This window comes from Paenibacillus sp. EKM10P, from assembly GCF_011800655.1.
GTDB classification, from domain to species: Bacteria; Bacillota; Bacilli; order Paenibacillales; family Paenibacillaceae; genus Paenibacillus; species Paenibacillus polymyxa.
This window is the reverse complement of record NZ_JAALET010000004.1, coordinates 347,481-359,575: the sequence shown is the minus strand read 5'-3', so window position 1 is coordinate 359,575 and position 12,095 is coordinate 347,481. Positions and strand designations below refer to the sequence as shown.

The window sequence follows — 12,095 nt, the reverse complement described above, 5'->3', positions numbered from 1 at the left end:
TCATCACATAGAGTTGAATATATTTTTAAATATACCAACAACAGTCAACAAAGTATACGCCAATGTCATCGCCATAAAAGTTAATCTCCAGACCGCTCTACATAATCTTTTACCATCAACCTTTCCTTTTATTCGGTTTTGAGCTCCTCCAATTAAACCCAATGCCAGTAACAAGAGCAGTAGAATCAAATAAAAACCGAATCGGGATGTAAATAGGACATTAAAGAGTGCTGCGACGGAAAATATCAGAAAAAAAGTGGTGATATCCATAGAAGTAAGCAATGATTTCTTCTTTTCCATTTTCAGAATGTAGCGACAAACCGCAAACACGATCAAAAACGGAAAAAAGGGAAGAATACTGAAAGTGATAATAGTACCTTGTATAAGACTCAACTGATCACCCCTCTTTTAGCCGCATTCCTTCAATTAATTGCCACAATACCTCATGAGTTGGCGCACTAATCCCAGCTCGCTTTGCCATCTGCACCAGTTGCCCGTTAATGGAAGCAACTTCGGTCATGGAATGTGCAAGTACATCAGCTAGCATAGACGAGTGATTCTCTGCCGTTGCCTGGCAAACATCCATAATTTGATCCCACCATGCGCTTTCCCAGCGGATACCATGAGCTTCATATACTTGAATGCCTTCATCATACAGCTTACGCATCATATGTATTCGAACAGGCTCCGATAGCAGCTCGCCATTCCGAACTCGCCATACGGCTGTCAGTGGATTGATCACAGCGTTAATCAACAACTTGCGATAAATCCCTTTCTCGATTTCTTTCGACAAGCAAACGTCAAATCCTGCTGCAAGCAGCCGATTTAGCACATATTGTTTGAAATCAGTGTTATGCTCTCCCTCTACTTCCTCCGAATATCCAATTTCAGTCACGCCCAATCCTGCATGCACAATGGATGCTGCGCCTTGTTTCTTGGCTCCTTCGGTTGTCACAGCAGGATATACTACAGCTTTAGGCCACGCCTGCCTGATGCGTTCTATATGACCGATTCCATTCTGCAAACAAATAATCCCTGTACCTGTTTCCGTTTGAGCCGCAGGCTGGATCTGCTCTAATACTTCTTCTATCGCCCCCTGTTTGGTCAAAAACATGATCCACCGTGCCGAAGTCTGTGAATTTAACCGTTGCCAATCTGCCAATGGCGCTACCTTTAATTGGTCCCCCGATACATGAACAGCCACCTGTCCCTCCTTATCAAGCACAGTAATCCCTTCACGAGCAATGATGTGTGCCTGCTCAAGTGTTCGTGTCCACAGCCTTACTGTAGCACCCGAGGCCGATAATCTCCCGGCAAACAGCAATCCCAGCGAACCCGCTCCAATAATATCAATCACTTTGTATCGTCTCGCTTCCATCTTTTTTTCTACTATATCATATGCACTCCAATGTAATAACAAAAAAACGCCAACTACGGCCAAGCGATAGTTGACGTTTTATTTAGATAGCTATTGTAATCTTGCTACTCAATGCGCTCCAGATTCCCATTAGCGTCCATTTTGAACCTGGATTTAAGCTCTTCCTCATCTTCAGTGATTAAAGCCAAACGCCGGGCACGGTCCATAATCTGAATCAGAGCTTTATAATCATCATTTACAACACGATAGTCGGTCTGCACATCATTCACTTCTTTGGACAGCCGGTCATTAATGGAGCGAAGCTGATTTAATTCTTCTTCCTTTTCCCGCAAATCTTTCTCCAGCATCTTAATCTGCCGATTAGTCTCCTGCACAGATCCCTTCCATTGACGCAAGAAGCGAATTACGGCATCAATAGATAACGTATCTTCACTCGTGCCATCGGTTCTGTATCCCCCTTCGACTGTATCGAGCGTGGCAAAGGCCGCTACCTGCGATACACCTACTGGGCTCTGCTTGCGAATATAACTGCGCTTCTGGCGCTGCGCTTTGGCAATGCTAATCGCTTCATCGTAACGTTTGCGCACGCAGCTATTCCAACGAAAGCCGCATGCCGCAGAGGTTCTACCTATTTTTTGTCCAACCTCCTCAAACGCAGCGAGCTGTGTTCCACCTTCCCGGATATGCCGCAATGTCACCTCCGCCAATATCAAGTCATCTTCCGCACTCCATGCATCTTGTCTTATTGCAGTCATGCCTCTAGCCCTCCTAACAACATCCTGAAATAACCGTCTTCATGAACCGATCTTGCCGGTATTTGAATAGGGTATAAAAGCTGTTTATTCATTCCTATGCCTCTCGTAGAGTTCATAGAATCTATTTGATACTAAATTGTATTTCCATTTCTGCCAGAACTCATACGTGAAGTAAACAGTTTCGGGTTTCACGCATGCTCTGACTGCTGTACAATAAAATGAATGGTTAAAGAATAAAAAAGGATCATATACATTACCATTAGTCTTTTTCTGGAATACATAAAAGGGGAAACTAAATGAATAAACGAATAAAAATCGCGATCTGCACCCTGCTGGTCCTCATAATGATGCTGACTTCCATATATGTACGTCCTACTTTGGCCGCTCCCTCTCCTGAAGAAAATCAGATTTTACAAGATAGCCTGTCTATCGTGGAGATCGACCATGAAATCGAGCGGATTAGTCAGGAACAGCAGGCTCTTTTACAGCGTCAGCAGGAACTGCGTAGTAGTCTAGCTGATCAACAGGAGCAAATGAACCTACAACGTAAGCGTGCAGGTTCTGTGCTGCGATCTTACTATATGGGAGAAAGGGACAAGCTGCTGAGTGTAGTGCTAGGGGCTAAAAGTATAAAGCAACTTCTCTCTTTGTACGATTATTACTTATTATTGATTAGTCACGATCAGGATGTGCTTCAAGAATACGAATCCAATTATCAATTTATGCGAAAAACAGAGCAGCAAGTCGCCCAAGCCACGACGGAATTGGGGACGGTTAAAACAAACCTACTGGCACAACGTAAACGGATTCTCCAACTCCAGTCGCGTGTAGATGACGGCGTTAACGCCAGTGATAACCCTGATACTCTACGCAAGTTAATTGGCGAAATGACAGCTTATTGGGAGAATGTAGGGGTATACGAGGTAAATAAACACTTTAAAGCATTAGCTCAAGCAATGCAGGATTTACCCCAATTCATTCAACAGCAGCAAGGTGCCATGATTACAAATGGAAAAATCATTACGATAAGCATTCGTGAAGAAGAATTTAACCGTTTTTTAAAGTCAGAGAATGAATTGTTTAATCACTTCAACTTTTCCTTCGTGCAGGATCAGATTGTGGTAGAAGGTCAGCAAGGAACGATGAAATTGAGGGTAGAAGGTCACTATACAGTAGAGAATGAACCCAAAAATGCCATTCTATTTCATGTAGATCGACTGGTATTTAACGGACTGGAATTGCCGGACACGACTCGCAACAAACTGGAAGAAGATTTTGATCTCGGCTTCTATCCACAGCAGCTTATATCATACGTCAAAGCTACAGAAGTACATGCTTTAAAAGGTATTCTTGAAGTTAAGCTCGAATTAAGTTTTAAGTAAGTTTTTGCTCACCTACATTGTTCTGATTTTTGATATGAACAAAACAAAAGACCTCGGGATGTTCCCGAGGTCTTCATTATTTGTAATAACGATCAGGGATTATAACAGATCAGCTGCCAACTGCGCGAGCTTGGAGCGTTCTCCTTTTTCCAACATAATATGTCCGCTAATCCCTTCTTGCTTAAACCGCTCCACCACATAGGTCAAGCCATTACTGGCTGCATCTAGGTAAGGATGATCAATTTGCTCCGGATCTCCCATCAGAATGATTTTACTTCCCTCACCTACCCGAGACACAATCGTTTTGATCTCATGTCGGGATAAATTTTGCGCCTCATCGATAATAATAAATTGCCCAGGTATCGAACGTCCGCGAATATAAGTGAGCGCCTCCACCTGAATACTGCCCAAGCCCATCAAAATTTTGTCGATATCCCCAGATTTTTTGGCATCAAACAGATACTCCAGATTGTCGTAGATTGGCTGCATCCAGGGGCGAAGCTTTTCTTCCTTTTCTCCCGGTAAATAACCGATATCCTTGCCCATAGGAACAACAGGCCGAGCAATTAACAGTTTCTTGAAGCGATGCTCATCCTCTACTTTAAGCAGCCCCGCCGCCAGTGCCAGTAGCGTTTTGCCTGTACCTGCTTTTCCAGTAATCGTCACAAGAGGGATATCATCATTAAGCAAAAGCTCCAATGCCATCCGTTGTTGAGCATTACGCGCGCTGATTCCCCACACCGATTCGTTACTTAAGTACAAAGGTTCTAATCGCTCTGCCTCCTGATTTACTTTCAGCAGTGCTGATTTTCCAGTGCCCATTTCATCTTTCAAAATAACAAATTCATGTGGATACAGCGTATAAGGTAGTTTCAGTGGTTTGATTGGTAAAAAACGGTTAGAGTAAAATTCATCTATGATGGACGGATGCACCTGTATCGCTGAGTATCCGGGGTACAACTCACTTGGATCGCCCGTTCTATCGGATAGGTAGTCTTCAGTCAGCAGTCCCAATACATCTGCCTTGATTCTGACCAATACGTCTTTACTAACCAACACCACCGAACGCGGATCAGATTGCTCCTGTTCTTCCAAATGATAATTTAAGGCAACTGCCAAAATCCGGTTATCGTTCGAAACCTCCCCGAACATCTCCTGAACTTTCAAAAAACTCCGGTGGTTTAACTCAACCTTAAGCCTTCCCCCTTGGGGAAGTGGAACGCCACTGTGAAGATGCCCCACTTCTCTCAACCCGTCCAACAATCGCGATACATTACGGGCATTCCGTCCAATCTCATCCGCGTTGCGTTTTTTGGAGTCGATTTCTTCCAGAACAACAGCTGGAATAACAACTTCATGTTCTTTGAAGGTAAAAATGGCTTTCGGATCATGCAGTAGCACATTCGTATCCAGCACAAAAATTTTCTTCATTAAATCCCCTCCAAAGCGGCGTGGACAATCTCATGTTTCATACCTATACCTATTCACTGGCTACCCAATACTTGCTGATTCCCTGAAAAAAGAACCCCAAAACAGCATAATGCAACGAAAGGTGTAGCTGAAGATAGCCTCAGAGCCTGTACATTTTTAAAATTAGACACAAAAGGCCCAGTGATTGCTCACTGGACCTAGACTGGGTTCACTTTAAATTTAGACATACCTCAATCCCCTTATGCTATATAAGAGCTTTACTCGCTGCGAGTATAACATAAGCGGGGAAAAAGATACATACTCAGGAATTGGAAGAAGCTTCAGTGCTGTCGCTTGCTTTTTTGGCTAATTCCTCTTGTAGCGCTTGTTTGGCCAAATCGAGCTGTTGCTCATCAATGTACACATAAGGGCTACGCCACGTTCCTGATACAGGATTGTATTTTACATTTTGCTTGGAAATATTCCAATAGGTTTGTACGATATTTTTCATTTGCTGTGACTCGATATCAGTCATCATATTCTTATCAACCGATTTAATAATTGCACTAAACTTGGTCAAAGCATTAAAGGATTGCATTTGGTCAATTAGGGAATGAAGCACCTGATTTTGTCGACGATTGCGATCAAAGTCGTCAGATTCAGCCGTTCTCGGACGACAATTCGACTTGCGGTAGCGAACAAAATCAAGAGCTTGGTCACCGTTCAAATGCTTGGCCCCAGCTGTCAAGTTAATATCGGTGCCATCAGCACGGTCTCGATAACACATATTTTTATCAACCGTTACATCTACGCCACCTAGATTATCTACAACATCTCTAAAGCCCTGGAAGTTAATAACCGTTACATAATCAATATTAATGTTTAAATATTTGCCGATCATCTTCTTCATTTGCTCTTCAGCAACTTCACCAGAGTCTTTCTCTCTAGCCTTAAACACCGGATAATACTCATTCAGCTTGCGTGGTTTATACCCATCCATTTCTAGACGCGTATCACGAGGCAAGGACACAATGGTAGACGATTTTGTACTAGGGTTCAATGTAGCTACCATAATAACATCTGACAAATACGTCGGATGGTCAGGGCGATAGTCGGTTCCAAGCAATAAAATAGTCAAAGGCTTAGCCTCAGCTAATTGCGTTTTGGGCACTTCCTTGTTGATTCCAGTATCCAAAACTTCCTCTACCTGATTGTAAATATAGTAGGTATAACCACCTGCTGCCAAGATACCTATAATGAGTAGAAATAAGACAAACTTCATAAACGATCTGAAAAAGCTTTTTTTCTTTTTCGTTTTTTTCGGTTTGGCGGATTTTTTCCCGCTTTGTGTCCGGGGAGGCAATCCATTCGAAAGATTACTCATGCTTCAACACCTTTTCCTGCGTTTTGAGAAATATAGCTTTCTCCAAGTTTACAATCCTAAAACACATACAGCGGCGCATCCCATTTCCGGGCGTCGCCGCTGTGGCCAAAGACCAATCCTATGAATTAACTATTTGCTTGTGCTGTTTTACGTTGTTTCTCCGCACGCTCGCGCTCACCTTTGTTCAAGATCTTTTTACGCAAACGAATGGATTTAGGAGTGATTTCACAATACTCATCATCATTCAGGTATTCAAGCGCCTGCTCCAGAGAGAAGATAACAGGTGTTTTCAATTTAACTGTATCATCTTTTGTTGCGGAGCGAACGTTTGTTAATTGTTTTTCCTTACAGATGTTAACGACAATGTCGTTATCACGTGTGTGCTCACCAACGATCATACCCTCATAAATTTCAGTCCCTGGCTCCAAGAACAAAATACCACGATCTTCTACGCCCAGCATACCATAAAATGTAGAGGTGCCGTTTTCCGTGGATACGAGTACACCTTGATGACGTCCACCTACTTGACCGCCAACAAATGGTCCATAGCTGTCAAATGCATGGTTCATTACACCGTAGCCACGAGTCAAAGTCAGGAAGTTTGTAGTGTAACCGATCAAACCACGCGCAGGGATCAGGAATTCCAAGCGAACCTGTCCAGTACCATTATTAATCATGTTGACCATTTCGGCTTTACGGGAGCCCAGGCTTTCCATAACTGCACCCATGCTTTCTTCCGGAATATCAATGAGGAGACGTTCGATTGGCTCCATTTTTTTACCGTCAATTTCCTTAACGATAACTTCCGGTTTGGACACTTGCAGTTCGTAACCTTCACGACGCATGTTTTCAATCAGGATTCCCAAATGCAATTCACCACGTCCAGATACAATAAAGGCATCCGGGCTATCGGTTTCATCAACACGCAAGCTGACATCTGTTTCGAGTTCTTTCAGAAGACGCTCACGCAATTTACGAGATGTTACCCACTTACCATCGCGACCTGCGAATGGACTGTTGTTAACCAAGAAGGTCATTTGCAGTGTAGGTTCATCAATTTTCAGTACAGGCAACGCTTCAGGATGATTTGGATCGGCAATGGTTTCACCAATGTTGATGTCCTTAATCCCCGCGATCGCCACAATGTCACCAGCGCCTGCTTGATCGGTTTCAATCCGTTTCAGTCCTTGGAAGCCGAACAACTTCTCAATACGCGCTGATTTACTGCTGCCATCACGTTGGATAACTGTGACCGCTTGTCCCTGCTTGATGATACCGCGGTTCACCCGACCTACTGCAATTCGGCCCAGGTATTCGTTATAGTCCATCAGTGTTACGAGGAATTGAAGAGGCTCATCTACTTTCTCAGTTGGAGATGGAATATGCTCTACCACTGTTTCGTACAATGCTTGCATGTTGTCATCTTGCTTTTCAGCATCCAAGCTGGAGGTTCCGTTCAGTGCCGAAGCGTACACAACAGGGAATTCTAATTGATCATCATTTGCACCCAGCTCGATGAACAGATCCAGTACTTCGTCAATGACTTCTGCTGGACGAGCTGCCGGACGGTCAATTTTATTGACTACAACGATAGGCGTCAGATTTTGTTCCAGCGCTTTACGCAGTACGAATTTCGTTTGCGGCATGCAGCCTTCGTAAGCATCAACGACGAGCAAAACGCCATCAACCATTTTCATGATCCGTTCCACTTCACCACCAAAGTCGGCGTGTCCCGGTGTATCTACAATGTTAATCAGGTAATCTTTGTAAGTGATAGCTGTATTTTTAGCCAAAATCGTAATACCGCGTTCACGTTCCAGATCGTTGGAGTCCATGGCGCGCTCCTGAACAGCCTCGTGTTCTCTAAATGTTCCAGACTGTTGAAGCAACTTATCGACAAGTGTCGTTTTTCCGTGGTCGACGTGGGCAATAATCGCAATATTGCGAATGTTCTCTCTTGCATGCATGGTTTGTATCCATATCCTTTCCGTATATCAAAATAGTGTCTCTATCCTGAAGCAATGCTCATTCAAGGCTAACAATCGTTCTTTAGGCCCACTCCCTGCCAGCCTTCTATAATGTTTCAGGCTTTATACAGACAGCTTCTCTCTCCGATTCGCGTGAAAACCTTAAAATAAGCGTCAGAAATCATTCCGACGCTCTTTTCATATCCATTATATTATAGTAGAAATATGTCATAAAGCAAGACATTATTGCCTGTTCCGTAATTTACCGCCATGAAATCTGCACAGCTTGTCGGTTTACCAGTTGCGTTTGCTACGGTTGTTTATGACCAACCAGATTCCAGCTCCAATCAGCAAAACGGCAATAATATACATGATGCCTGTACTTAGCAAGGTAATAATTAATAATAGCACCGATATCAAGCCTAATAGCACGCTCCCTGTGTATACATTGCGAGATAGCGAAATATCATTAATGGCATACTCCCATAATCCAATCGCCACACCTAGAAGGAACATAGGCCATAAGTAGACCATTAAATGCCATCCCCAAGTATTGCAGAGAAAAAAGAGGAAGCCGTATACCGACAAAATCCCTGCCGGCAGCAACATAAAGGGTGATACCTTGCGCATCATATACATTGCATGCAGCACGATTCCAGGTATTAAAATCAGCAAGGGCCAAAGGTTGCGTCCCAAGAAGGAGAACGTCCCCAATTTCCCCAACAAAATAATCAGTCCTACGGCAACAATGCCTACTCCGATCATACGCTCTTTTCCGGAATTCATCGTGGTCTCCTTTGTTTGCTGGATTTGTTTTTGAGTCATTAAATGTAGTTATTTTTAAGTACACTTTTATGAATATAGAGTTTTTACAAAAACCGAGCAAACTCCCCGGCATCTGCAAAACCCTATGTCTAGTTTAGCCGATGTTTTCCAAAAAAACCACGTTCAAATATGACGGGTCCGTAGCTGTCGATATATTCCTGCAATGACAACCGCTACGGCCAGCAAGAGCGGTAACCATGCATGTATAACCTCACCCATGACTGCTAACCATATGCCCAATTTGGGATCACGCAGTAGCATTTCTCCTGCCGTAAAGGCCAGAATGGCAGATCCCAGCAGAACAAGGATCGGGAATCGATGAAGCCAGATTGCTATCACATTGCTGCCCCAGACGACAATCGGAATACTAATTGCGATACCAATGACTATAATAGCAATGTCCCCATTGGCTAGAGCTGCAATAGCTAATACGTTATCTAGACTCATTACAAAGTCTGCTACTAATATCACTTGTATTGCCTTCCAAATGGTTGTTTCCGCTCTTACTCCTACATGATCATCATTCTCATACAGCAACTTGAATGCAATCCATAACAGAAGTAAGCCGCCCGCCGCCTGAATAAAAGGTATGCCCAGCAAAATAACAGCTACAAAAGTCAACACACAGCGCAGAAGGACCGCACCGACTGCCCCCCACCATATCGCTTGACTTCGCTGCCTTGCAGGCAAGTTTTTGCTCGCCATGGCTATAACAACTGCATTATCACCGCTTAGCACCAAATTAATCATTAATATTTTCAATAGCAAAATGATATGCTCCATATGTACAAACACCCCCATCCTACATGTATGCGAAATCGGACGTGGCTATGCTTGCAGGCATTTCAAATAAGTCATCATTTATTAATAACTGATATCCAATTTGTTGAGTATATACCTTGAATTCAATAACAAACAGCAATATAATGAATCGTATTTCCGAAAAACGGGTATTAACATAAACAACATGCAATGTTTTTGATGATGTTTAATCAGGGAGATGAGAACGATTGACATGTCTGTACTTCAGTTCTTTTGGCTATTGCTTAATGTAATATTTATTGACCTTCTACTCGCAGGAGATAATGCGATTGTAATTGGGCTTGCCGCCAGAAAGCTGCCTCCTGCAATGCAAAAAAAAGCGATTCTATACGGCACCGGGGGTGCCCTGCTCATCCGCATAGCAGCCACTATTGTGGTACTCTGGTTGCTCCAAGTACCGTGGTTGTTACTCATTGGGGGTGTGATGCTAGTCTGGATCGCGTATAAGTTACTCGTGGACCAAGAGGATCATGCCGAAGTTAAAGCAGGCACAACTCTATGGGGTGCTATCCGCACCATTATTGTCGCCGATGCGGCAATGGGTCTGGACAACGTGATTGCTGTTGCTGGCGCGGCCCAGCAGCATTTGATACTTGTAGTGCTGGGCCTGTTAATCAGTGTGCCGATCGTTGTATGGGGAAGCACTCTTTTTATCAAGCTGATCAACAAATTCCCCTGGATCATCTATTTAGGATCGGCTGTGCTTGGTTATACGGCCTCTAATATGATCACTGAAGAACGTAAGCTGGCACCATACTTTACGGAGCATCCGGCGCTGCGTATCTTGTTTATTGCCACCGTTATGGCTGGCATTTTGCTCACAGGGTATCTTCAAAATCGCAGAGCAGTATCCCGTCGAGAAAAAGCCATCTAAAAGAGGTTTCAAAAGGACCCCACCCAAATAAAAAGGCAGACCCCAACATTGTTGCGGGTCTGCCTTTTTTATTAAAACCAATCTTCCTGTATAACTTCCTCTTTACGCCCCTCTACAGCTCCACCTGCCTCAAGGACAACCGTCTCCGTTGTAGCTACAGCCTGATCGATTAAAGCATTTAAATCCCGAATAGAGGCTTCAATCTTCTGCACTACCCACAAATTCGGATTGGTCGTGGGAGATTTGGGAACAAACAATGTACAGCAATCCTCATACGGGAGAATGGATAAATCGTAGGTGCCAATTTGCTTAGCGATTTCTGTGATCTCCTGCTTATCCATCATGACGAGAGGTCGCAGCAAGGGGAGTTCCGTCGAACGACCAATCACATTCATGCTGGATAGCGTTTGACTAGCAACTTGACCCAGACTGTCGCCCGTCACGAGTGCCAATGCTCCTTCACGCTCTGCCAGCATTGTTGCAATTCGCAGCATAGACCGCCTCATTAGCGTAATAATCAAATTATCCTGCCCAGTGCGAGTAAAGGCCGTCTGCACTTCTGTAAACGGCACAAGGTGGATTTTGATTCGGCCCGCGTAGCCTGCTAATACTTTTGCCAAATCAATAACCTTTTCTTTCGCACGCTCACTTGTAAATGGATAGCTATAAAAATGTACACATTCAATTTCCAAGCCTCTACGCATGGATGACCATCCTGCTACCGGACTGTCAATTCCACCGGACAGCAGCAGCATAGCTTTGCCGTTCGTCCCTAACGGAAAGCCCCCTACAGCCATAATAACATCACTAAAAATATATGCCGCCTGCTCTCTTACCTCCACACGCAGCTCAATATTAGGTTGACGTACATCGACCCTCAGCGCCGGAAAATTCCGCAATATAGGAGAACCAATTAAATGATTCATCTCTTGTGAAGAATGGGGAAACTCCTTCCATACTCTGCGGGCATTTACCTTGAATGTCGTTCCCTCGTCTACGTTCAGCTCATGCATTAAAGCTACAGCCGTCTCAATGATAGCATCCAACTCAACAGGAGCCATTTTGACAGGACTAATCGTCGTGATGCCAAACACCTTTTGCAATACTTGAATGATCTGTTCATAAGGCTCTCCCCCGAGAACCACATAAATCCGTCCAAATTCCTTGCGCAAAGAGGCACCTGGAAAAGGCTTAAGCAGCAGTTTTACGTGTTTCAGTACAGCCTTTTCAAAACGAGCACGATTCTTCCCTTTTAATGTAAATTCGCCGAAGCGAAGTAACAGCATATCATAGTGCAT

The 12,095-nt window shown here is 43.8% G+C and carries 11 protein-coding genes; 2 read left to right on the top strand and 9 right to left on the bottom strand.

Annotated features, from left to right (window positions below; translation table 11 throughout):
* Positions 1 to 3 precede the first annotated feature (3 nt).
* The 3 genes from HFE01_RS14105 to HFE01_RS14095 form a co-directional block, all read right to left on the bottom strand.
* On the bottom strand, positions 4 to 393 hold the full coding sequence (locus tag HFE01_RS14105; protein WP_013372105.1) for a DUF3397 domain-containing protein: 390 nt from the start codon (positions 391 to 393) through the stop codon (positions 4 to 6).
* Between the two features lie 4 nt (positions 394 to 397).
* Positions 398 to 1,378, bottom strand: a complete 981-nt coding sequence (locus tag HFE01_RS14100) for a ketopantoate reductase family protein (RefSeq protein ID WP_025365347.1) — start codon at positions 1,376 to 1,378, stop codon at positions 398 to 400.
* 104 nt (positions 1,379 to 1,482) lie between these two features.
* Positions 1,483 to 2,133 carry an RsfA family transcriptional regulator gene (locus HFE01_RS14095; protein ID WP_016821557.1) on the bottom strand — a complete coding sequence of 217 codons (651 nt, stop codon included), beginning with the start codon at positions 2,131 to 2,133 and terminating at the stop codon, positions 1,483 to 1,485.
* 296 nt (positions 2,134 to 2,429) lie between these two features.
* On the opposite strand from HFE01_RS14095, the gene HFE01_RS14090 reads away from it, so the two are divergent.
* The gene (locus HFE01_RS14090) at positions 2,430 to 3,515 is read left to right on the top strand and encodes a coiled-coil domain-containing protein (protein ID WP_025365348.1); all 1,086 of its coding nucleotides are present in this window, start codon (positions 2,430 to 2,432) and stop codon (positions 3,513 to 3,515) included.
* 99 nt (positions 3,516 to 3,614) lie between these two features.
* On the opposite strand, the gene HFE01_RS14085 is transcribed toward HFE01_RS14090, so the two are convergent.
* The 5 genes from HFE01_RS14085 to HFE01_RS14065 form a co-directional block, all read right to left on the bottom strand.
* The gene (locus HFE01_RS14085; RefSeq protein WP_019688036.1) at positions 3,615 to 4,946 is read right to left on the bottom strand and encodes a PhoH family protein; all 1,332 of its coding nucleotides are present in this window, start codon (positions 4,944 to 4,946) and stop codon (positions 3,615 to 3,617) included.
* Between the two features lie 301 nt (positions 4,947 to 5,247).
* Complete coding sequence (locus tag HFE01_RS14080; protein ID WP_016821561.1) at positions 5,248 to 6,309, bottom strand: LCP family protein; 1,062 nt, start codon at positions 6,307 to 6,309, stop codon at positions 5,248 to 5,250.
* A gap of 125 nt (positions 6,310 to 6,434) precedes the next feature.
* Complete coding sequence (gene typA / locus HFE01_RS14075) at positions 6,435 to 8,276, bottom strand: translational GTPase TypA (RefSeq protein WP_016821562.1); 1,842 nt, start codon at positions 8,274 to 8,276, stop codon at positions 6,435 to 6,437.
* Positions 8,277 to 8,570: 294 nt separating this feature from the next.
* Positions 8,571 to 9,062 carry a hypothetical protein gene (locus HFE01_RS14070; protein ID WP_016821563.1) on the bottom strand — a complete coding sequence of 164 codons (492 nt, stop codon included), beginning with the start codon at positions 9,060 to 9,062 and terminating at the stop codon, positions 8,571 to 8,573.
* 162 nt (positions 9,063 to 9,224) lie between these two features.
* A complete protein-coding gene (locus HFE01_RS14065) occupies positions 9,225 to 9,884 on the bottom strand; it encodes a TerC family protein (protein WP_025365349.1) in 660 nt (219 codons plus the stop codon).
* A gap of 217 nt (positions 9,885 to 10,101) precedes the next feature.
* Between HFE01_RS14065 and HFE01_RS14060 the strand changes: the two genes are divergently transcribed.
* A complete protein-coding gene (locus HFE01_RS14060; RefSeq protein ID WP_167438391.1) occupies positions 10,102 to 10,797 on the top strand; it encodes a TerC family protein in 696 nt (231 codons plus the stop codon).
* A 71-nt stretch (positions 10,798 to 10,868) separates the two neighbouring features.
* Here HFE01_RS14060 and thiI read toward each other — a convergent pair whose 3' ends face one another.
* Positions 10,869 to 12,095, bottom strand: a complete 1,227-nt coding sequence (gene thiI / locus HFE01_RS14055) for a tRNA uracil 4-sulfurtransferase ThiI (protein ID WP_031461788.1) — start codon at positions 12,093 to 12,095, stop codon at positions 10,869 to 10,871.

What these genes read in the sequence shown, in the direction of transcription:
- HFE01_RS14100 (WP_025365347.1), bottom strand. Translation starts at nt 1,378, where the DNA reads ATGGAAGCGAGACGATACAAAGTGATTGATATTATTGGAGCGGGTTCG.
- HFE01_RS14095 (WP_016821557.1), bottom strand. Translation starts at nt 2,133, where the DNA reads ATGACTGCAATAAGACAAGATGCATGGAGTGCGGAAGATGACTTGATA.
- HFE01_RS14090 (WP_025365348.1), top strand. Translation starts at nt 2,430, where the DNA reads ATGAATAAACGAATAAAAATCGCGATCTGCACCCTGCTGGTCCTCATA.
- HFE01_RS14085 (WP_019688036.1), bottom strand. Translation starts at nt 4,946, where the DNA reads ATGAAGAAAATTTTTGTGCTGGATACGAATGTGCTACTGCATGATCCG.
- HFE01_RS14080 (WP_016821561.1), bottom strand. Translation starts at nt 6,309, where the DNA reads ATGAGTAATCTTTCGAATGGATTGCCTCCCCGGACACAAAGCGGGAAA.
- typA (WP_016821562.1), bottom strand. Translation starts at nt 8,276, where the DNA reads ATGCATGCAAGAGAGAACATTCGCAATATTGCGATTATTGCCCACGTC.
- HFE01_RS14070 (WP_016821563.1), bottom strand. Translation starts at nt 9,062, where the DNA reads ATGAATTCCGGAAAAGAGCGTATGATCGGAGTAGGCATTGTTGCCGTA.
- HFE01_RS14065 (WP_025365349.1), bottom strand. Translation starts at nt 9,884, where the DNA reads ATGGAGCATATCATTTTGCTATTGAAAATATTAATGATTAATTTGGTG.
- HFE01_RS14060 (WP_167438391.1), top strand. Translation starts at nt 10,102, where the DNA reads ATGAGAACGATTGACATGTCTGTACTTCAGTTCTTTTGGCTATTGCTT.
- thiI (WP_031461788.1), bottom strand. Translation starts at nt 12,095, where the DNA reads ATGCACTATGATATGCTGTTACTTCGCTTCGGCGAATTTACATTAAAA.